This is a genomic window from Paraburkholderia sp. RL18-085-BIA-A (genome assembly GCF_046027075.1).
In the GTDB taxonomy this organism is placed as follows: domain Bacteria; phylum Pseudomonadota; class Gammaproteobacteria; order Burkholderiales; family Burkholderiaceae; genus Paraburkholderia.
In genome coordinates this window covers 13,087-35,117 of sequence record NZ_JARESU010000018.1, presented here as the reverse complement: position 1 = coordinate 35,117, position 22,031 = coordinate 13,087, and the positions used below count along the sequence as shown (strand labels likewise).

Sequence of the window (22,031 nt, the reverse complement as noted above, 5' to 3'; positions counted from 1 at the left end):
CAAATCGCTGCGCGAATTACGCTGCAAATCGGGCGCCGAAGCGCGCCACCTCAGTCGTTTGATCCAAGCGGCCGTCGGCCTGCTCAGCCGTTGAACCCGCGGCCTTCAGCCGCCAGCTTCGCGATGCTCGACGCGAGCTGCCACGCGTCGCCGTTCGGCCGCGCCGCGTAGCGGCGGATCCCGCGCTCGACGTTGTAGAGGCCGACCGTGTCCGCGTACAGCATCGGGCCGCCGCGATAGAGCGGGAAGCCGTAGCCGGTCAGATAGACCATGTCGATGTCCGACGCTTTCGACGCAATGCCTTCTTCGAGAATCTTCGCGCCTTCGTTGACGAGCGCGAACACGAGGCGCTCGACGATTTCCTCGTCGCTGATCTTGCGGCGCTCGCCGTTGGTTTCCTTCGAGAACGCGCCGATCATCTCGTCGACCAATTTCGACGGATACGCGGTGCGGTCGCCCGCCTTGTAGTCGTACCAGCCGCCGCCGGTCTTTTGCCCGAAGCGCCCCATCTCGCACAGACGGTCGGCGATCTTCGAGTAATGGATATCAGGACGTTCCTGATAGCGGCGCTTGCGGATCGCCCAGCCGATGTCGTTGCCGGCCAGATCGCTCATGCGGAACGGGCCCATCGCGAAACCGAACTTCTCGATCGCCTTGTCCACCTGTGCGGGCAGCGCGCCTTCTTCGAGCATGAAGAGCGCCTGACGCACGTACTGCTCGATCATCCGGTTGCCGATGAAGCCGTCGCACACGCCCGACACCACCGCCGTCTTTTTGATCTTCTTCGCGAGTTGCATCACGGTGGCGAGCACGTCTTTCGCGGTCTCCTTGCCACGCACTACTTCCAGCAGCTTCATCACGTTGGCCGGGCTGAAGAAGTGCAGGCCGACCACGTCTTGCGGACGCTTCGTGAACGCGGCGATCTTGTCGACGTCTAGCGTCGACGTATTCGACGCGAGAATCGCGCCGGGTTTGGCGACTTCGTCCAGACGCTTGAACACCTGCTCTTTCACGCCGAGTTCTTCGAACACGGCTTCGACGATCAGGTCGGCGCTCTTCAGGTCGTCGTAGGAAAGCGTGGGCGTGATCAGCGCCATGCGCTGTTCGAGCGCTTCGGGCTTCAACTTGCCTTTCTTGACGGTGGCTTCGTAGTTCTTGCGGATCGCCGCGAGGCCGCGGTCGAGCGCTTCCTGTTTCGTTTCCAGCAGCGTGACCGCAATGCCCGCGTTGACGAAGTTCATCGCGATGCCGCCGCCCATCGTGCCCGCGCCGATCACGGCCACCTGGCTGATGTCGCGCACCGGCGTATCGGCAGGCACATCGGGAATCTTGCTCGCCGCGCGTTCGCCGAAGAACGCATGACGCAGCGCACGGCTTTCCGGCGTCTGCACCAACGCGATAAAGCATTCGCGCTCGAATGCGAGGCCCTTGTCGAAACCGTCCTGCACGCCCGCTTCGACGGCGTCGATACATTTGTGCGGCGCCGGGAAGTTCTTCGCGATCGCCGCGACGCTATTGCGCGCGAACTGGATGAAACCGGCCGCGTTCGGATGCTCGATCTTGCGATCGCGCACCTTCGGATGCGGGCCTTCCTTTGCGCCAACCTCGCGGGCGAACGCGAGCGCCGCCTCGGCCAGATCGCCTTGCACGACTTCGTCGAACAGGCCCGAGTCGGCCAGCTTCTCCGACAGCACCGGCGCGCCGGAAACGATCATGTTGAGCGCGGCTTCGAGGCCGATTGCGCGCGGCAGGCGCTGAGTGCCGCCCGCGCCCGGCAGGATGCCGAGCTTCACTTCCGGCAGCGCGATCTGCGCGCCGGGCGCGGCGATGCGGTAATGCGCGCCGAGCGCCAGTTCCAGGCCGCCGCCCATCGCGACGCTGTGAATGGCCGCGACCACCGGCTTCGCGCTGCCTTCGACGATCTTGATGACCGTGGCGAGCGTCGGCTCCTGAGTGGCTTTCGGCGTGTTGAATTCGGTGATGTCGGCGCCGCCCGAGAAAGCCTTGCCCGCGCCGGTCAGCACGATGGCCTTGACGGCTGGATCGTTCTGCGCGCGCTCGATTCCCTCGACGATGCCCGCCCGCGTCGACAGGCCGAGGCCGTTCACCGGAGGATTGTTCAGCGTGATGACGGCCACGCCGTCTTGGGTTGTGTAATTCACTGCCATCTGCCTGCCTCCATGCGATCCATACCTATCATGCGATTAGGACGGCGCGTTGCGCGCCGGCCGTCCAGGTTGCTGAGTCGGCTCATTTTCCAGCTCATTGGTCGACTTTGCAGCCGACGGAGTATTCCTGGGTCTGCAGGCAGGATACACAGAAAAGCACGATCGTTCAATTTATCTCTACGCAGGGTTTCCCCTGGCAAGCGGGCAACACTGCTCATCGTCGAGTGCGGACGGCAGCACGTGGTCGCGGAAAGCTTCGCGCAGCTTCAGCTTCAGCAGCTTGCCGGTGGCGGTATGCGGAAGTTCGTCGACGAACGCGACGTCGTCGGGAATCCACCATTTGGCGACCTTGCCTTCGTAGAAGGCGAGCAGTTCCTCGCGCGTGACATCGAAGCCCGCTCGCTTGACGACCACCAGCAGCGGACGCTCGGTCCACTTCGGATGCGCGCACGCGATGCATGCCGCTTCCGCGACCGCCTGATGCGCGATCGCGACGTTCTCGATATCGATCGAGCTGATCCATTCGCCGCCGGATTTGATCACGTCCTTCGAGCGATCGGTGATATGCAGGAAGCTGTCGCGGTCGATGGTGGCGACGTCCCCGGTCGGGAACCATCCGTCCACGAGCGGCGAGTCGTCTTTGTGGAAATACCGGTCGATCACCCACGGCCCGCGCACATGCAGATCGCCGAACGCGACGCCGTCCCACGGCAGTTCGCGCCCGTCCTCACCGACAATTTTCATGTCGACGCCGTACATCGCGTGGCCCTGCTTTTCGAGTAATTTGCGCTGCTCGGCAAGCGGCCGCTGGCTCTGCTCCCAGGTCAGCTTCGACAGGGTGCCGAGCGGTGACATTTCGGTCATGCCCCACGCGTGGATCACCTGCACGCCGTAGTCATCCTCGAACGTTTGCAGCATGGCCGGCGGACACGCGGAGCCGCCGATCACCGTGCGCTCGAGCGACGAAAACTTCACGCCCGCGTCGCGCAGATAGTTCAGCAAGCCGAGCCACACAGTCGGCACGCCGGCCGAATACGTGACGCGTTCGCTTTCCATCAGCTCGTAGAGCGACTTGCCGTCGAGGTCCTTGCCGGGGAACACCAGTTTCGCGCCGGTCAACGGCGCGGCGTGCGGAATGCCCCACGCGTTCACATGGAACATCGGCACGACAGGCAGCACCGAATCGCGCGCGGACAGGCTCATCGCATCGGGCAAGGACGCGCCGAACGCATGCAGCACCGTCGAGCGATGCGAATACAGCGCGCCCTTCGGATTGCCCGTGGTGCCCGACGTATAACAAAGGTAGGACGCCTGGCGCTCGTCGATAGACGGCCATTCGAAGTTGCCGTCCTGCGCGTCCATCAGCGTCTCGTAGCTGAGCACCTGCGTTTGCATGACGGGCAGATGCGCGTCGTCGGCCAGCGCGATCCAGCCGCGCACTTTCGGGCATTGCGGCGCGAGTACGTCGACGAGCGGCGCGAACGTGGTGTCGAACAGCACGTAGGCGTCATCGGCGTGATTGACGATGTAGGCGATCTGGTCGGGAAAGAGACGCGGGTTGACCGTGTGGCAGACGGCGCCGAAGCCGGTCGTGCCGTAGTACGTTTCCAGATGCCGGTAGCCGTTCCACGCGAGCGTCGCGATCCGCTCGCCGGGTTCGACGCCCAGCGCGATCAGCGCCTGCGCGAGCTGCTTCGCGCGCTTCTCGCAATCGCGGTAGGTGTAGCGGTGCAGGTCGCCCTCGATGCGCCGCGAGACGATCTCCGTGCTGCCGAAATGCCGCGCGGCATGCGCGAGCAACGAGGACACGGTGAGTGGGACGTCCATCATCTGGCCCAGCAGCGGCGTCGTCATAAAGCGGGGTCTCCTCGGCTTGTCTGTTTTCGATAGGGTTGCGGTCCGGGAGCCGATTGGGCGTGTCTGACTGCGCGGCAGCGAAATCCGCAAAGCCGGCGACAGATAGGTATGACAGCGGGGTACCACATCGGGATGCAGCATCGTCCAAAGGCCGTCCAGCAGCTCCGCGGGCGCGGACTTACAATATCGGTTAATCCAGAGGCGCTCAACATGTCGTTTTCCCCAAGCATTGCAGGGCTATCCGAAGCTTTAACGGATCTTTCCAACGCTCTTGTCACTCCCCCGCCGAGCGCGTTCGCGCAGCTCGGCAGCGCGTTTCTCACACGTCTGCCCGCCGCGCCGCTTAGCGCGCCGTACATGGTCGGCTTCTCCACGGAGACCGCAGCACTGCTCGGTCTCGCGCCTGAGCTTCGCAACGTTCCGGGCTTCGCCGAACTGTTCTGCGGCAACGCGACGCGTGAGTGGCCGGCCGAAGTGCTGCCTTATGCATCGGTGTACTCGGGCCATCAGTTCGGCGTATGGGCTGGCCAGCTCGGCGATGGCCGCGCGCTCGGTCTCGGTGAAATCGAACACGACGGCCAGCGCTTCGAGCTACAGCTCAAGGGCGCGGGACGCACGCCGTATTCGCGCATGGGCGACGGTCGCGCCGTGCTGCGCTCGTCGATCCGCGAGTTTCTCTGTTCGGAAGCGATGTATCACCTCGGCATTCCGACCACCCGCGCGCTGTGCGTGATCGGCTCCGATCAGCCGGTGCGGCGCGAGACTGTCGAAACCGCCGCCGTGGTCACACGCGTGGCGCCGAGCTTCGTGCGCTTCGGTCACTTCGAGCACTTCTATTCGAACGATCGCGTCGACGCGTTGCGGGCGCTCGCCGATCATGTGATCGAGCGTTTCTATCCGCATTGCCGCGAAGCCGACGATCCGTATCTTGCGCTGCTGAACGAAGCGGTGCTGTCCACCGCCGACCTGATGGTCGAGTGGCAGGCGGTCGGCTTCTGTCACGGTGTGATGAATACCGACAACATGTCGATTCTCGGCCTCACGATCGATTACGGTCCGTTCGGCTTCATGGACGGCTTCGACGCCGGCTACATCTGCAACCACTCCGATTCGCAAGGCCGTTACGCGTACCGGATGCAGCCGCAGATCGCCTACTGGAATCTGTTTTGCCTCGCGCAGGGGCTCTTGCCCCTGCTCGGCGAACAGCACGACGAAAGCGTGCGCAGCGACAAGGCGATCGAAGACGCGCAGCGCGTGCTCGGCGGTTTCAAGGAGCGGTTCGCGCCGGCACTGGAGCGGCGCATGCGCGCGAAGCTCGGCCTCGAACACGGGCGCGACGGCGACGACACGCTGATCAATCGCCTGTTCGAAGTGATGCACGCGAACCGCGCTGATTTCACGCTGACCTTCCGCAATCTGGCGCGCGTGTCGAAACACGACGCGAGCGGCGATGCGCCGGTGCGCGACCTCTTTCTCGATCGCACCGCGTTCGATGCGTGGGCGAACGACTATCGCGCGCGGCTGTCCGAAGAAACACGCGACGACGCCGCGCGCGCCATTGCAATGAACCGTGTGAACCCCAAATTCATACTTCGCAATCATCTGGCGGAAACGGCGATCCGCCGCGCGAAAGAGAAGGACTTTTCCGAAGTGGAGCGTCTGGCGGCAGTGCTGCGCCGCCCGTTCGACGAACAGCCCGAGCACGAAGCCTATGCGGGCTTGCCGCCCGACTGGGCAAGCTCGCTGGAAGTGAGTTGCTCGTCGTGACGCGTCTGCGAGACGCTGAAGTGCGCCTGATTCCGTGTGATGAGCAGAGTGAACCGTAAAGCCGCGATTCGAGCCGCGATGAAGCGTGAACGAACGTCGACCGAAGCCTTAACGAAAGCCGACTGAACGCTGACTGAACGCCGAACCCGGCCCGCATACAGGCAACCCCCAAAACAAGCCCGAGACAGGAACCGACCATGAACAAGCCCGACGACCTGAACCCCGATGCCCCCACCGTGCAGAAAGACGACGCCGAGTGGCGCAAACAGTTGTCCGACATCGAATACCAGGTGACCCGCCACGCGGCCACCGAGCGCCCGTTCACCGGCCGCTACCACGATCATTGGGACCGCGGCATCTACGACTGCGTGTGCTGTGGCACGCCGCTATTCGAATCGGACACCAAGTTCGACGCCGGCTGCGGCTGGCCGAGCTACTTCAAGCCGATCAACGGCGAGGTGATCGCGGAGAAAACCGACCGCTCGCATGGCATGTTGCGCATCGAAGTGCAATGCAAGAACTGCGGCGCGCATCTAGGCCACGTGTTTGAAGACGGCCCGGCGCCGACCGGTCTGCGTTACTGCATCAATTCGGCTGCGTTACAATTCGAGCCCAAGTAACGCTGTGCGAAGTCCGGCGCGTTGCCGGCAGGCGCGCGCCATCGGGCGCGCCGGCGGCCGCGACGTCCTTGATCCAACCTGCGGGCTTGCCTCTCGCGCGGCAGGCTCGCGGCGAACAGCCCGGTAAGCCGTCCGTTAGCCATGGCGGCTTGACACGGCGATCACCACCGGGCGCTTCGCACCGCGCTATCACCTTCGACTCACTCTGCGAATTCCCGACCAGATAATGAAATTCCTGTTCGATCTGTTCCCGATCATCCTGTTCTTCGTCGCCTTCAAGATATGGGGCATTTTCACGGCGACGGCAGTGGCGATCGTCGCCACGCTGGTGCAGATTGCGTGGGTGGCCTTCCGCCACCGCAAGGTCGATCCGATGCTGTGGGTGAGCCTCGGCGTCGTCACGGTGTTCGGCGGCGCCACGCTCGTGCTGCACAACGACACCTTCATCAAGTGGAAGCCGACCGTGCTGTACTGGGCGTTTTCCGTCGCGCTGATCGTCTCGCAACTGGGCTTCAACAAGAACCTGATCGAAGCGATGATGGGCAAGCAGATCACGCTGCCGCACGCGATCTGGGGGAAGTTGAATATCGTATGGGCGGTGTTTTTCGTGCTGCTCGGGCTCGTCAATCTGTTCGTCGCGTATCACTACACGACCGACCAATGGGTCAATTTCAAGCTGTTCGGCGCGACCGGATGCCTGTTGGTGTTCATCGTCGGACAGAGTTTGTGGCTTGCGAAGTACATGAAGGAAGAATGACATGACGAACGATATGTTCATGCACGCCACCACCGCCGAGCGCGCCGCGCTGATCGAGGCGCGCCTGACCGCCGCGCTCGCGCCAGTCGAGTCGATTCGCATCACCGACGACAGCGCACAGCACGCGGGCCACGCGGGAGCCACTGCCGGCGGTCATTTCAGTGTCACGATCGTGGCTGTCGCATTTGCCGGCAAGGCCCGCGTAGCGCGGCATCGCATGGTGTATGATGCGCTGGCCGATGGCATGCAGCGCGGCATTCATGCCCTTGCGATCACGGCGTATACGCCCGAAGAATTTGCTTTGTTGCCCCGCTAGGAACTTCCGATGACCTTGAAGAAAACCCGCCTTTGGGTATTGCTGGCTGCGTTTGCGGCCGCACCTGCATTTGCACAGAACATCGCTGTCGTGAACGGCACCCCGATTCCGAAAGCGCGCGCCGATGCGCTGATCGACCAGCTGGTTCATCAGGGCCAGCAAAACACGCCGCAGCTGCAAATGGCGGTACGCGAAGAACTGGTGAACCGCGAGATCCTGATGCAGGAAGCGCTGCGCCGCGGCCTGCCGAATCGTCCGGACATCAAGGCGCAAATCGCCGTCGCCCAACAAACCGTCGTGCTGCGCGCGCTGATCGAAGACTTCGTGAAGAACAACCAGCCGAGCGACGCCGAGGTCACCGCGCGCTACAACGCGCTGATCAAGGACGCGGGCGGCAAGGAATATCACCTGCACCACATCCTCGTCGACAACGAGCAGCAGGCGAAGGACCTGATCGCGAAGATCAAGGGTGGCGCGAGCTTCGAAGAGCTCGCCAAGCAATATTCGAAGGACCCGGGATCGGGCAAGAACGGCGGCGACCTCGACTGGTCGGACCCGAAGGCCTACGTGCCTGAATTCGCGGACGCGGCCACGCATCTGCAGAAAGGCCAGATGACCGACACGCCGGTGCATACGCAATTCGGCTGGCACATCATCCGTGTCGACGACGTGCGCGACACCACGCCGCCGCCGCTGGAGCAGGTGCGCCCGCAGATCGTGCAGCAGATCCAGCAGGAAAAGCTGCAGGCGTTCGAAGAAGGTCTGCGCAAGAATGCGAAGATTCAATAAGCGGGTTGTCGAGTGACCGCCTGGTCTGAAGTCTGAAAGCAAAAAAGCCGCCCGTGGGCGGCTTTTTTGTTGCTGAGGTTTTTGGTGCCGCGGCTTTTCGCCTTGTGCGAAGCGTAGTGTCAACCACACCAGCGCGAGCCGCACAACAAGGCCGCCACCGCAAAACAAGCGGTGGCCCCGCGCCAGATCACCCCAACCAGCGGCGCGCGTTCTGGAACACGCGCATCCACGGGCTCGCGTCCGTGCCGCCCTCGCCCCAGCCTTCCGGATGCCAGCTCATCTGCACCGCGCGATGCACGCGCTCGGTGTGCGGCATCAGCACCGTGAAGCGGCCATCGGCGGTCGTGACCGACGTGATGCCGTTCGGCGAACCGTTCGGGTTGAACGGATATTGCTCGGTCGCTTGTCCTCGGTGATCGACGTAACGCATCGTCACCGCTACCTTCGACGCATCGCCTTGCTGCGAGAAGTCCGCATAGCCTTCGCCGTGCGCGACCGCCACCGGAATGCGCGAGCCTTCCATGCCGGCGAAGAAGATCGACGGCGACGCCTCTACTTCGACCAGCGAGAAGCGCGCTTCGAATTTCTCCGACTTGTTGCGCGTGAACTTCGGCCATGCCTCGGCGCCCGGGATCATTGACGCGAGGCTGCTCATCATCTGGCAGCCGTTGCAGATGCCGAGCGCGAACGTGTCTTCGCGGCCGAAGAACGCGGCGAACATGTCGGCAAGTTGCGCGTTGAAGCGGATCGCCTTCGCCCAGCCTTCCCCCGCGCCCAGCGTGTCACCGTATGAGAAGCCGCCGCACGCCACCGCGCCGGCGAAGTCCGCCAGGTTCGCGCGGCCCGCGAGCAGGTCGCTCATGTGCACGTCGTGCGCGTCGAAACCGGCGCGGTCGAACGCGTAGGCCGTTTCGAGGTGCGAGTTGACGCCCTGCTCGCGCAGGATCGCCACACGCGGACGCGCGCTCTTGCCGACGAACGGCGCGGCGACGTCTTCAGCCGGATCGAAGCTCAGCACCGGCGTGATGCCCGGATCGGCGGCATCCAGCAGTGCGTCGTATTCCGCGTCAGCGCAAGCCGGGTTGTCGCGCAGACGCGCGATACGCCAGCTCACTTCGCTCCACGTGCGATGCAGTTCGGTGCGCGACGCTTCGTAGATCTTCTTTGCGTCACGATAGATTTCGATCATGTCGCGCTCAGTGACCTTACCGATCACATGCGAGCACGCCGACAGCCCGTGTTCGCGCAACGCGACCAGCACCACGTCGCGGTCCGCCGCGCGCACCTGGATCACGCCGCCGAGTTCTTCATTGAAGAGCGCGCGAATCGTGCGGTCTTCGCGACGGCCGCTGGTCTGCTTCGCCCAGTCTTTCGCGTCGCCGTAATCGGATTCGTGATGCGGATCGAGTATCAGCATGTCCACGTTCAGCGACACGCCGACATGACCCGCAAACGCCATTTCGCACACCGTCGCCCACAGGCCGCCGTCCGAGCGGTCGTGATAAGCGAGCAGCTTGCCGTCGCTATTGAGCACCTGGATGGCGTTGAAGAAGCGCTTCAGGTCTTCAGGATCGTCGATGTCGGGCACCGTGTCGCCGACCTGCTGCGTGACCTGCGCGAGGATACTGCCGCCCAGACGATGCTTGCCGCGGCCGAGGTCGATCGCGATCAGCACCGAGTCGCCGACATCGCCCACGCGGCGCAGTTGCGGCGTGAGCTGCTTGCGCACGTCTTCGACCGGCGCGAACGCCGAGATGATCAGCGAGACCGGCGCGACCACTTCTTTCGCGACGCCACGGTCTTCCCACTTGGTGCGCATCGACAGCGAATCCTTGCCGACCGGAATGCTGATGCCGAGCGCCGGGCACAGTTCCATGCCGATCGCCTTGACCGTGTCGTAGAGCGCCGCGTCTTCGCCCGGCGCGCCGCACGCGGCCATCCAGTTCGCCGACAGCTTCAGCTTGTCGAGCGAATCAATGGGCGCGGCCGCGATGTTCGTGACGGCCTCGCCGACCGCCATGCGGCCCGACGCCGGCGCGTTGATGACCGCGAGCGGCGTGCGCTCCGCCATCGTCATTGCTTCGCCGCGGAAGCCCGCGTAGTCCATGGTCGTGATCGCCACGTCGGCCACCGGCACTTGCCACGGGCCGACCATCTGGTCGCGCGCGGTCGTGCCGCCCACCGAGCGGTCGCCGATCGTAATCAGGAACGACTTGCTCGCGACCGTCGGATGGCGCAGCACGCTCTGCGCGACGTCCGGCAACGCGAGGCCGGTGACGTCCACCGGTTCGAGCCGCTGCTCGACGCGCTTGACATCGCGATGCATGCGCGGCGCCTTGCCGAGCAGCACTTCCATCGGCATATCGACCGGCTGATGCGCGGCGGCGTCGTTCAGTTCGGAGTCGATCAGCTTCAGCTGACGCTCGGCGGTGGCCGTGCCGATCACCGCAAACGGGCAGCGCTCGCGCTTGCACATCGCTTCGAAGGCCGGCAGATCGGCCGGCGCGATCGCCAGCACGTAGCGCTCCTGCGCTTCGTTCGACCAGATTTCGCGCGGCGACAAGCCGCTCTCTTCAAGCTGGATCTTGCGCAGCTCGAACAGCGCGCCCTTGCCTGCGCCGTCCACCACTTCCGGGAACGCGTTCGACAAACCGCCCGCGCCCACGTCGTGAATGCTCAGGATCGGGTTCTTGTCGCCGAGCTGCCAGCAAGCGTTGATGACTTCCTGCGCGCGGCGTTCGATTTCCGGATTACCTCGCTGCACCGAGTCGAAGTCGAGTTCGGCGGTGTTGGTGCCGGTCGCCATCGAGCTGGCGGCGCCGCCGCCCATGCCGATGCGCATGCCGGGGCCGCCGATCTGAATCAGCAGCGACCCTTCCGGCAGATCGTGCTTGTGCGTGTGCTGGTCCGAGATGTTGCCGATGCCGCCGGCGATCATGATCGGCTTGTGATAGCCGCGCACCAGGCCCGCGACGTTCTGTTCATAAGCGCGGAAATAACCGCCCAGATTCGGCCGGCCGAATTCGTTGTTGAACGCGGCGCCGCCCAGCGGGCCGTCGATCATGATCTGCAGCGGCGACGCGATGCGGTCGGGACGGCCATAGGCGTCGTGCTGGTCGGCCGGATTGCGGTGCGCGAGCGGCTGCGCGGCGTCGCGCGCGTTTTCCCAAGTCTCGACGCCGTCCGGCAATTCCAGGTTCGACACCGTAAAGCCCGCCAGACCCGCCTTCGGACGCGCGCCGCGACCCGTCGCGCCTTCGTCGCGGATTTCACCGCCCGCGCCGGTTGCGGCGCCCGGGAACGGCGAGATCGCGGTCGGGTGATTGTGCGTCTCCACCTTCATCAGCGTGTGCGTGAGTTCGACGCTGCGGCGGTAGTGCTCCGGCATCGCGCCGGGCTCGGCCGGCGCGCGCGGGAACCAGCGCTCGGCCATCCCGCCCGCCATGATCGCCGAGTTGTCCGAATACGCGACGATCGTGCCTTGCGGGTTCAGCTTCTCGGTGTTGCGGATCATGTTGAACAGCGAGATGTCCTGCTTCTCGCCGTCGATGGTCCAGTCCGCGTTGAAGATCTTGTGGCGGCAGTGTTCGCTGTTGGCCTGCGCGAACATCATCAGTTCGACGTCGGTCGGGTTGCGGCCGAGCTTCGTGAACGCGTCGACCAGGTAGTCGATTTCGTCGTCGGCGAGCGCGAGGCCCAGCTCCGTGTTCGCGGTTTCCAGCGCGCCGCGGCCGTGGCCGAGCACGTCGACGGTTTGCAGCGGCTTGGCCGGCAGTTCGTCGAACAGATGCAGCGCGTGGTCGCGCGAGGGCGACACGCTTTCGGTCATGCGGTCGTGCAGCGCCACGGCGACGGCCGCGCGGACTTCGTCGGAGAGCGCCTTCTTGCCGCCCAGCAGGCCGCTTTTCAGCGTGACCGTGTACTCGACGCCGCGCTCGATTCGGCGCACCTGCGTGAGCCCGCACAGATGCGCGATGTCGGTGGCCTTGCTGGCCCACGGCGACACCGTGCCGAAACGTGGCACCACGAGGAAGGTTTCGGCGGCACCGCGCTCCTTGCCTGCTTCGAGCGGATCGCCGTAGTGCATCAGCGCCTCGATCTTCGCGGTGTCTTCAGCGGAGAGCGGCGTTTGCGCGTTGACGAAGTGCAGGTATTGCCCGCGTACGCCGGTGATATTCGGGTCGATGCGCGTGAGCGTTTCGAGCAGGCGGGTTTGACGGAAATCGGAAAGGGCCGAAGCGCCGGGGAAACACGAGAAGTGGGCCATGGACTTGACGTTGCGTCGCTCAGTGATGCCGAGAAGTCGCGCATGCAGGCGACGTGAGGCGGAAAGGAAGTCCGGGATTATACCCCGGGAACAGGCTTCCAGCGGGCTTGGCGGTGCGCTTTCGGTCCGCGCGCGGGCGCCGCCGGGGGATGCGCGGCGCGTGGCCGCGACGGCGGTTTGACTGCTATCATTCGCCCTTTCACCAGATCGGCGCGAGCCGCCCGAGCCATGCCGGGCAGCGCGCCGCATGCCACGCTCAACGGGAATGCGCCGCTTCGGCGTCCCGTCGGGCAATTCGAATCAAACCATGGATGTCATCGTCATTGGCGGCGGGATCGCGGGCGTCGCCACCGCTTATCACCTGCGCGCGGCCGGCCATCGAGTCTGCGTCGTCGAGCGCCACGCCACCGTTGCGCAGGGCGCGACCTACGGCCACGGCGGCAATGTCCTGCCGACCCCGCTCGACGTCTGGTTCGGCCCGACCTTCCTCGCGAGCCGCCAGAACGCAAAGAACGGCGTCATCAACAAAATCGGCTTCAACGGGGCGGCGCGTCAGTTCGTCAAGCAGCTAGCCGCGTTGCAGGAACCGGAGGCGTTCGCCCGCCAGTATGGCCGCTTGCGCCCGCTGATCGAAGCGTCGCGCGACGCGATGGCCGACGTGGAATCGCGCTTCGGGCTCGAATTCGAACAGACGAGCGGGCTGCTCCACCTGGTGCGCGCCGAGCACGAATGGGAGCAGACCCGGCCCGCGCTCGACCTCCTGCGCCAGTACGAAGTGCCGCATCACGTGCTGACGCCTGCCGAATGCGCCGCGTATGAGCACTCGGTGCGCACCGAGCCGGAATTCGCCGGCGGCGTGCTGTTCGAGCGGGAGCGGACGGCGAACTGTCCGCTGTTCGCCAAGCTCATCAAGCAGACCCTCGACTCGCAAGGCGGCGTGCAATTCATGCTGGGCTGCGAGGTCTCGGCGATCCGCCTCGAAGGCCAGCGCGCGTCCGTGGAGCTGGCGCCGCGCGCCGGTGCGGCCGCCCGTTCGCGTGAAGTCGAAGTGATCCATGCCGACGCGGTCGTGGTGGCCGCCGGTCATGGCAGCCTTGCGCTGCTCGAGCGCGTCGGCTTGCGGCTGCCGCTGCATCCGCTGCGATTGCACACGCTGGTCGCGCCGATCGCGCATGAGGAATGCGCGCCGCACGTGGCGATCGTCGACGCGGTCAAGCGGATCGGCATCAGCCGGATGAACCATCGGCTGCGGATCGCCGGGGGCGCGGTGCTGCAAAGCGCCGGCCAGATCGACAAGCCGTTGGGCGAAGCCGTGACCAAGGAAGCGCTCGCGCTGCTCGGCCAGGCGACGCACGACTGGATTCCGGGCGCCGCGCGGATTTCGGCGGCGCTGCCATGGGAAGGCGTCAAGCTCCTGTCGCCGGACGGCATGCCGGTGATCGGCAACGCGCTGCATCCGCGTTTGTTCGTCAACGTGGGCCATGGCCCTGCGGGTTGGGGCCTGGCCTGCGGCGCGGGCAAGCTGGTCGCCGATCTGCTGTCGGGCCACGCGCCGGGTTTGCCTGACGACACGCTGGCCGCGCTGCGCACGGACCGCTTCCCGTAAAGTCCGGTGTGAGCGGCAATTTGCTTACGGCCCTCGCGCGGCCTGATTTCAGCCCGCTCGCGAGCGGGCTGAAAGAGCCGCCCGCGGCGCCTGTATCGGCACTAACATAGCGGTTCCCAAGCTTCCCGCCCCGCACCGGACCGACCGGGACCAACAGGGACCAACCGGACGAACCGCCAGGCCTCGCCATGACAGACGCCGAAAACGCTCCCCCGACGCTCATCGACCCGCACCAGCGCGCGCTGCCCCTGCTCACGCTCACCGACCTGCGGATCGCGGAAGCGCAAGCCGCGGCGGCGTTGCCGTCGCACACGCTGATGGCGCGCGCGGGCCAGTCGGCCGCGAGCTTCCTCGACGAACAGATCGCCCGCGACACATCGGTCGCGCGCTCGAAGCAGCGCGTGTGGCTGATCGCCGGCCCCGGCAACAACGGCGGCGACGCGTTGGTCCTCGCCACCGGGCTGCATAACGCCGGCATCGCGGTGGAACTGTGCATGCCGGTCGAAGTGAAACCGGACGACGCGCGCTGGGCGCTCGACGCGGCCCGCGCCGCGGGCGTGCCGATCACCACGGCGCCGCCGGCGTCGCTCGACGGCTACCGCTGGCTCGTGGACGGGATGTTCGGCATCGGCCTCACGAGGCCGCTCGAAGGCGTGTTCGCAAGCGTCGCGCGGCAGTTGTCGCAACGCGCGAAGGCTCGGCCCAGGAAAGGCGGCGTGCTCGCGCTCGACGTCCCCAGCGGCCTCGACAGCGACACCGGCACGATCGTCGGCGATGGCGACGGCGCCGCCGTCCACGCGACCCACACGATCACGTTCATCGGCGCGAAGCCGGGTCTGTTCACCGCGCAGGGCCGCGACCTTGCCGGCGCCGTGACGGTCGCACCGATCGGCGTCGACAGCAGCCAGCGCACGACCGTGCAACTGAACGCGCCCGAGCTTTTCGCCGCGTTCCTGCCGCCGCGCGACTTCGCGACCAACAAGGGCACCTTCGGCAGCCTCGCGGTGGTCGGCGGCGACACCGGCATGTGCGGCGCGCCGATCCTCGCGTCGCGCGCGGCGCTCTTCAGCGGCGCGGGCAAGGTGCACGTCGCGCTGCTGGGCGACGGCGCCCCGCCCTACGATCCGCCGCATCCCGAACTGATGCTGCATGCGCTCGGTGACCTGCCGCTCGACCGGATGGACGCGCTCGCGGTCGGCTGCGGAATGGGGCATCGCGAATCCGCCACGCGGGTGATGCACGACGTGCTGCAGCTCGACGTGCCGAAGCTGTTCGACGCGGATGCGCTGAACCTGATCGCGAAAGACCCCGCGCTCGCCGCCGAACTCACCGCGCGCGGCGTGCAAGGCGACCCGTGCATCCTCACGCCCCATCCGCTCGAAGCCGCGCGCCTGCTCGGCAGCGACGCGCCTGGCGTGCAGCGCGACCGGCTCGGCGCGGCCCGCGCGCTGGCCGCGCGCTTTGCCAGCGTGGTGGTGCTGAAAGGCACCGGCACGATCATCGCCGCGCCGGACGGCCGCCTCGCGATCAATCCGACCGGCAATGCCGCGCTCGCGACGGGCGGCACCGGCGACGTGCTCGGCGGCATCATCGGCGCGCTGCTCGCGCAACATCTGCCACGCTACGAAGCGGCGCTGGCGGGCGTCTATCTGCACGGCCTCGCCGCCGACACCCTCAGCGCGCAAGGCCACGGCCCAGCCGGCCTGACGGCGGGCGAACTCGCGCCGATGGTGCGGACCTTGCTTAACCGCCTGTTCTATCCGCCCGCGCACGCATGACACACCCATCCCAACCTTTGCGCACTGAAGCCAAACGGCTACAGCCTGCCACGCAACGCCGCTATACTGATTAACTGCGCCGCGCGTCGGATCGATCGCGGGCGGCGGCGAGACTTCAACGGACGCCTGCGCCGGATGGCGGCCCGTCGGAGCCTTACCGGCGCCCATGCGCGAATCCGGCCGCGCGGCATCGTTCTAACAGCCTCGCTGCATCATCCCCGGCAGCGCTTCATGCGCGCGCCTCCCTTCGTGCCCCTTGGTTAGACGGACGCTATGACCCAGAACTCGCTCCCCTCCTGGTCCTCGCTGCAAACGCATTACGAGAAAATTCGCGATGCGCACATGCGCGACTGGTTCGCCCCCGAGAACGATCCCGCCCCTACCCGTGCCGAGCGCTTCACGTTCGCCGGCGGCGGTCTCGCGGCCGATTTCTCGAAGCACCGCGTGACCGCTGAAACCCTGCAACTGCTCGTGCAACTCGCGCGCGAAGCCGGCGTCGAAAAGCGCCGCGACGCGATGTTCTCAGGCGACGTGGTCAACCCGACCGAAGGGCGCGCCGCGTTGCATACCGCGTTGCGCGCGACCGATCCGAAAGCGCCGTTCTTCGCCCAGGTGCAGGCCGAGCGCGCGAAGATGGCCGCGTTCGCCGACCAGGTGCGCAGCGGCGCATGGACCGGCTACACCGGCAAACGGATTCGCTACGTCGTCAACATCGGCATCGGCGGTTCTGACCTCGGGCCGAAGATGGTCGTGCACGCGCTGCATCACCTCGCCACCCCGGACATCGCCACGCACTTCGTGTCGAACGTCGACGGCGCCGATCTGTACAACGTGATGCAGCAGATCGACCCGGAAGAGACGCTCGCGATCATCGTCTCGAAGACCTTCACCACGCTCGAGACCATGACCAACGCGCGCTCGCTGCGCGACTGGTTCATCCAGAAAGGCTGCCCGGAAAGCGCGCTCGCGAAGCACTTCGTCGGCGTGTCGGCCAATCCTTCCGAAGTGGTCAAGTTCGGCATCGCGCAAGAGAACGTGTTCGAGATGTGGGACTGGGTCGGTGGCCGCTATTCGCTGTGGTCGGCGGTGGGTCTGTCGATCATGATCGCGGTCGGCCCGCAGCAGTTCGGCGAACTGCTCGCCGGCGCCAACGAGATGGACCAGCATTTCCGCGACGCGCCGCTCGAGAAGAACCTGCCGGTGCTGCTCGGCATGATCGGCATCTGGTATCGCAACTTCTTCGGCTCGCAGAGCTATCTGGTCGCGCCGTATTCGGAAGCGCTGCACTTCCTGCCGTCGTATCTGCAGCAGCTGGAGATGGAGAGCAACGGCAAATCGGCGCGGCTCGATGGCGCGATGGTCGACTATCCGACTTCCGCCGTGACGTGGGGCGAACCGGGCACGAACGGCCAGCATGCGTTCTTCCAGATGCTTCACCAAGGCCCGACCATCGTGCCGATCGACTTCATCGCAGTGCTAACGCCGGAGCATCCGCTCGTCAGCCATCATCCGAAGCTGCTCGCCAACTGCTTCGCGCAAAGCGAGGCGCTGATGCTCGGCCGCACGCTCGAGGAAGCCCAAAAAGTGGCCGGGCCGGACAAGCCGGAACTCGCGCCGCATCTGGTGTTTCCGGGAAACCGTCCGACCGCGACGCTGCTCGTCGACGCGCTCACCGCGCGTTCGCTCGGTGCGTTGATCGCGTTGTACGAGCATAAGGTGCTGGTGCAGGCATCAGTGTGGAACATCAATCCGTTCGATCAATGGGGCGTCGAGTTGGGCAAGATTCTCGGCAAGGTGGTCGAGGCCGATCTGACGGCCGCCAGCGTGGATGCCAGGAAGCATGACTCGTCGACGTCGACGTTGATCGCGCGGGCGCGCGCGGCGTTGAAGCGGTGAGTGTGAGCGGCGCCGCAGTGTCGGTGAGCCTTGAGTAGCGTGCGGTTGCGTGGTTGCCCTGCATCGTTTGGCGCGATGCAGAGTTGCCGCAAGTTGTCGCGCCAGGCTCGACGGCCCAGCCATGAGCCGCAATGAAAAAGCGGGCCGTCACACGGCCCGCTTTGCTTTTGTATCGATGCTCACGGCTCGCGCCTCGGCGCGCGCGAGCGTCCGGTTCACGCGAGCCGTCCCGCCTCGATCGTCACGGTCGTATCACAACGACGCGCCAGCTCGATATCATGCGTGACCAGAATCAGCGTCGCGCCGTTCGCACGGTTCATCTCGAACATCAGATCGATCACCGCGTGGCCGGTGGCGGCATCCAGGCTGCCGGTCGGCTCGTCGGCGAACAGGATGGCCGGGTGCGTGACGAACGCCCGCGCCAACGCGACGCGCTGCTGCTCGCCACCCGACAGCAGCTTCGGATAATGACCGGTGCGCTGCCCGAGACCCACCTGCTCCAGCAGCGCACGCGCTCGCGCCGCAGCCTCGCGCGTGCCGATGCCGCCCTGAAGCTCGAGCGGCAAGGTGACATTTTCGAGCGCGGTCAGATGCGGCATCAATTGAAACGACTGGAACACGAAGCCGACCGAGCCGCCGCGCAATGCGGCCCGTTCATCTTCGCTCAGTTCGGTCAGCTCGCGGCCGAGCAACCGAACCGAGCCCGAGCTGGCGCTGTCCAATCCCGCAAGCAAGCCGAGCAGCGTAGACTTGCCCGACCCGGATGCGCCGACGATCGCCACACTGCTGCCGGCAGCGATAGCAAGATCGATGTCGTCGAGAATCGTCAGATCGCCCGTTGCATCCTTAACCTTCTTGCACAAACCCCGCACTTCAATGACTGGATCAGTTTTGTTTAGCATGGTGAAGCGTAGGTTGAAAGTGCTCGCCATAGCCCCGCGCGCAACGGCGCGGATGACTACAGCACTAGGCTCGGCCGTCGCGACCGCTGCGCTGTTTACAATGCCCTTGCCGGTCCGCGCGGCCAATGCGCCGGAACCCGCCAAGCCGGTGATCGTCGTGCTCGGCGATAGTATCTCGGCCGAATACGGCTTGCCCCGCGACACAGGCTGGGTGGCATTGCTGCGCCAGCGTCTCGCCGACGAGCGACTCGATTATAGCGTCGCCAACGCGAGCATCAGCGGCGATACCACGAGCGGCGGCCGGGCTCGCCTGCCGGCGCTGCTGCAGCGACTGAGGCCGAGCATCGTGATCGTCGAGCTCGGCGCCAACGACGCGTTGCGCGGCGTGCCGCTCCCCACCACCGAAGACAACCTCCGCACGATCATCGAGCAGGCTCAGCAAGGTCACGCGAAGGTCGTACTGGTGGGCATGTATGTCCCGCCGAATTACGGCCCGGACTACACCCAGAAGTTCCACGGCATGTACGGCGAATTGTCGAAGCAATTGAAGGTGCCATTGGTGCCCTTCCTGCTCGCGGGCATCGCCGATAAACCGGAGATGTTCCAGGCGGATCAGATCCATCCGACGCAGCAGGCACAGCCAGTGCTGCTCGAGAACGTGTGGCCCGCAGTCAAGCCACTGCTTCGCACAAGTTCGCCGCACTGAAAAGCTTGCTAACAACTTGTTTCCAGAACTTTGGGAACACGGATGGCAACGGTCGCTCTGACACTTTCACATCCGTGCAACCCAGCTCGATTCTGAGCGACTTCTGAGGAGATAACGTGAAATACCTACCGTTAATCGCTTTGACCGTGGCAATTTCTGCCGGCGCCGCTCAACCGCCTGCTGGAGTTCAATCCGTCGGCCAGAGCCAGCAACCGCCGAAGGCCGTGGCCAGCTGCATCGCACAGAAATGGGCGGACGGCTCGCAGCAACAGGTCGTCTCGCAAAACACGCTCGCCAACGATCAGGCGATGGATGTCTATGTTCCCGGACAGCAACCGCCCAATGGCGCAGCCGCGGTGGTACGTCCGTCGTATACCGGCAAGGGCACGTGGGTCGGCTTCCGCGGGGCCGGCGCTGCGGACAGCAACGCCACCAGTGCAATCAGCGGCTGCCTGTAACGAAATGCCGCTCGCCGTTTGACGCGCGTGTGATCGTCAAATGAAAAAGCCCCGCAAATTGCGGGGCTTTTCTGTGTCTGCGCGCGTTGGGTTTAGCCTTGTTGTTCTGCGCACAGGCTTCGTTCTGCTAGTGCTTATTCGTCGTTCGCCTGCGCGTTGCTGCTGTCGAGCGAACCGTAGAACTTCACCTTCGAACGCGCACGCAGCGCTTCGACATACGCCTCGGCTTCGGACTGCGCATTGACTTGCGCAATCTGCTGCTGAGCCGCGGCCAGACGCTGCGGATCGGCAGGCGCTGCCGCCACCACCGAGTTCACGCGATAGATCGCATAGCCGTCGTCGCCGAGGTCAACACCCACGTAGGCCGGCAATTTTTGCGCATCTGCTTTGTAGATTGCGCTCAATGCAGCTGGCGGCACGCCCTGCGCGTCGTTGCGCGACACCTTCAACGGCGACGAGAAACCGGTCGTGGCCTTCGACTTTTCAAGCTCGGCCAGCTTCGCCACGCCGTCCTTATGCGCTGCTTCGTTCGACTGCGCCGCGATCACCTTCTGACGCACCGCGTCCTTCACCGCGTCGAACGCCGGCACGGCTGCGGCCTTGTAGTCGGTGACGTGCGCCGTGATCAACGTGTTGCCGCCGACGTCGATTGCCTGCGTGTTGTTGCGTTGCACGGCCGCGTCATTCGCGAATACCGCGGCAAGGAACTTCGCATTGTTCAGTGGGCTGTCAGGCGGCAGCTTCGGGTCCGGCTGCGGCGTTACCGTAGCGGTCTGCAGTTGCAGCTTGTACTTGTCGGCGGCCGGTTGCAGGCTCTTCGCCTTCTCATACACGAGCGACGTGAAGCCTTCCGAACTGTCGCTGAATGCCTTGCCTGCCAACTGCGTCTTCAGGTCTTTCGCGATCTGATCTTTCACTTCGTCAAACGGCTTCGTGACCGCCGGCTTCACGTCCGTCACCTTGACAATGTGAAAGCCGAAGTCGGTCTGCACGATGCCGCTGACTTCGTCCTTCTTCAGAGCGAACACAGCGTCGTCGAACGCCTGGCCGCCCGCGATCATGCCGCGGCCGAAGTACCCCAGATCGCCACCCTTCGATGCCGAGCCCGGGTCCTGCGAATTCGCCTGCGCGATCTGCGCGAACTGATCCGGATGCGCCTTGATCTGGGCGAGCAACGCCTCGGCCTTCTGTTTCGCCTTGGCCTTGTCAGCGGAGCTTGCGTCTTTCGGCGCGGAGATCAGGATGTGGCTCGCACGCACTTCACCGTCCGTGCGGTAGTGCGCGATGTTGTCGTCGTAGTACTTTTTCAGATCCGCGTCGCTCGGTTGGATCGATGCGGCGAGCGTTGCCGGCGACATCACCAGGTACTGAATCGTCGCAGTGGCCGGCGTCGCGAATTCGTTGCGATGCGCATCGTAATACGCTTGCAGTTGCGCGTCGGTCGGCTGGACCTTCGCCGCATAATCCCGCGGATGGAACGCAATGCCCTGCACTTCACGCTGCTGCTCGGCCAGTTCCGTCAGATGCTGCGCGAGCACCTTCGACGTGAACGCACTGCCTTGAATGCTCGCGGGCAACTGCTGCATTGCAAGGCTGTAGCGCACGCGTTCGTCGTACTGGTCGGGCGTCATGCCCTGCATCGCGAGCAGTTGCTTGTAGCGCTCGACGTCGATCGAGCCGTCGGGATTTTTCAGCGACGAGATCACGGGATCGTTGAGCAGCACACGGCGCACGGCGTCGTCGGATGCGGTCAGATGCAGGCGCTGCGTTTCATCGGCCAGCACGCGCTGTTCGATCAGACCGTCGAGCATTTCGCGACGGCGCTGCGGCGTATCGAACGACTTCGCGTCGAACTGCGCGCCAAGCATCTGACGGGCGCGGTCGAGTTGCTGACGCATTGCGTCGTCATACTCGGCGCGAGTGATCTTGTGACCGTTGACGCTCGCGACGTTTGCACTTTCGTCAAAGAAGCCGCGGAAACCTTGTATACCCACAAAACCCAACCCCGGCACAATGACGAGGATGAGCATGAACATCATCAGGCGTTTGTGATTACGGAAAAAATCGAGCATGCGTGAGGAGTGCCAAAAACAGAACGCCCGATCTTACAACAGCGGGCAATAAAAAAGGCGAACCGGAGTTCG

The 22,031-nt window shown here is 64.9% G+C and carries 15 protein-coding genes; 10 read left to right on the top strand and 5 right to left on the bottom strand.

Annotated elements, in window-relative coordinates; all coding sequences use genetic code 11:
• Positions 1–83 precede the first annotated feature (83 nt).
• Both P0D89_RS15095 and P0D89_RS15090 read right to left on the bottom strand, forming a co-directional pair.
• A complete protein-coding gene (locus P0D89_RS15095; protein ID WP_408376888.1) occupies positions 84–2,168 on the bottom strand; it encodes a 3-hydroxyacyl-CoA dehydrogenase NAD-binding domain-containing protein in 2,085 nt (694 codons plus the stop codon).
• Between the two features lie 177 nt (positions 2,169–2,345).
• Positions 2,346–4,022, bottom strand: coding sequence for a 3-(methylthio)propionyl-CoA ligase (locus P0D89_RS15090; RefSeq protein WP_408358177.1), 1,677 nt, complete (start codon positions 4,020–4,022; stop codon positions 2,346–2,348).
• Between the two features lie 213 nt (positions 4,023–4,235).
• Here P0D89_RS15090 and P0D89_RS15085 point away from each other — a divergent pair, with 213 nt between their 5' ends.
• The 5 genes from P0D89_RS15085 (at position 4,236) to P0D89_RS15065 (ending at position 8,274) form a co-directional block, all read left to right on the top strand.
• Positions 4,236–5,792, top strand: coding sequence for a protein adenylyltransferase SelO (locus P0D89_RS15085; RefSeq protein ID WP_408358178.1), 1,557 nt, complete (start codon positions 4,236–4,238; stop codon positions 5,790–5,792).
• A 197-nt stretch (positions 5,793–5,989) separates the two neighbouring features.
• A complete protein-coding gene (gene msrB, locus P0D89_RS15080) occupies positions 5,990–6,412 on the top strand; it encodes a peptide-methionine (R)-S-oxide reductase MsrB (protein ID WP_408358179.1) in 423 nt (140 codons plus the stop codon).
• Between the two features lie 226 nt (positions 6,413–6,638).
• Complete coding sequence (locus tag P0D89_RS15075) at positions 6,639–7,169, top strand: septation protein A (RefSeq protein ID WP_408358180.1); 531 nt, start codon at positions 6,639–6,641, stop codon at positions 7,167–7,169.
• A 1-nt stretch (position 7,170) separates the two neighbouring features.
• Positions 7,171–7,485, top strand: a complete 315-nt coding sequence (locus tag P0D89_RS15070; RefSeq protein ID WP_408358181.1) for a BolA family protein — start codon at positions 7,171–7,173, stop codon at positions 7,483–7,485.
• Between the two features lie 9 nt (positions 7,486–7,494).
• Positions 7,495–8,274, top strand: coding sequence for a peptidylprolyl isomerase (locus tag P0D89_RS15065; RefSeq protein ID WP_408358182.1), 780 nt, complete (start codon positions 7,495–7,497; stop codon positions 8,272–8,274).
• 187 nt (positions 8,275–8,461) lie between these two features.
• On the opposite strand, the gene purL is transcribed toward P0D89_RS15065, so the two are convergent.
• A complete protein-coding gene (gene purL / locus P0D89_RS15060; protein ID WP_408358183.1) occupies positions 8,462–12,541 on the bottom strand; it encodes a phosphoribosylformylglycinamidine synthase in 4,080 nt (1,359 codons plus the stop codon).
• Positions 12,542–12,848: 307 nt separating this feature from the next.
• Between purL and P0D89_RS15055 the strand changes: the two genes are divergently transcribed.
• The 3 genes from P0D89_RS15055 to pgi all read left to right on the top strand — a co-directional run bounded on the left by P0D89_RS15055 (position 12,849) and on the right by pgi (position 17,821).
• Complete coding sequence (locus P0D89_RS15055) at positions 12,849–14,147, top strand: FAD-dependent oxidoreductase (protein WP_408358184.1); 1,299 nt, start codon at positions 12,849–12,851, stop codon at positions 14,145–14,147.
• Positions 14,148–14,335: 188 nt separating this feature from the next.
• Positions 14,336–15,925 (top strand): NAD(P)H-hydrate dehydratase, encoded by a 1,590-nt coding sequence (locus P0D89_RS15050; RefSeq protein WP_408358185.1) that lies wholly within the window; start codon positions 14,336–14,338, stop codon positions 15,923–15,925.
• Between the two features lie 273 nt (positions 15,926–16,198).
• Positions 16,199–17,821 (top strand): glucose-6-phosphate isomerase, encoded by a 1,623-nt coding sequence (gene pgi, locus P0D89_RS15045; protein WP_408358186.1) that lies wholly within the window; start codon positions 16,199–16,201, stop codon positions 17,819–17,821.
• 215 nt (positions 17,822–18,036) lie between these two features.
• Here pgi and P0D89_RS15040 read toward each other — a convergent pair whose 3' ends face one another.
• A complete protein-coding gene (locus tag P0D89_RS15040) occupies positions 18,037–18,723 on the bottom strand; it encodes an ABC transporter ATP-binding protein (RefSeq protein ID WP_408358187.1) in 687 nt (228 codons plus the stop codon).
• A 52-nt stretch (positions 18,724–18,775) separates the two neighbouring features.
• Here P0D89_RS15040 and P0D89_RS15035 point away from each other — a divergent pair, with 52 nt between their 5' ends.
• Complete coding sequence (locus tag P0D89_RS15035; RefSeq protein WP_408358188.1) at positions 18,776–19,429, top strand: arylesterase; 654 nt, start codon at positions 18,776–18,778, stop codon at positions 19,427–19,429.
• Between the two features lie 116 nt (positions 19,430–19,545).
• On the top strand, positions 19,546–19,887 hold the full coding sequence (locus P0D89_RS15030) for a hypothetical protein (protein WP_408358189.1): 342 nt from the start codon (positions 19,546–19,548) through the stop codon (positions 19,885–19,887).
• Positions 19,888–20,021: 134 nt separating this feature from the next.
• Here P0D89_RS15030 and P0D89_RS15025 read toward each other — a convergent pair whose 3' ends face one another.
• A complete protein-coding gene (locus tag P0D89_RS15025; RefSeq protein WP_408358190.1) occupies positions 20,022–21,959 on the bottom strand; it encodes a SurA N-terminal domain-containing protein in 1,938 nt (645 codons plus the stop codon).
• Positions 21,960–22,031 lie beyond the last annotated feature (72 nt).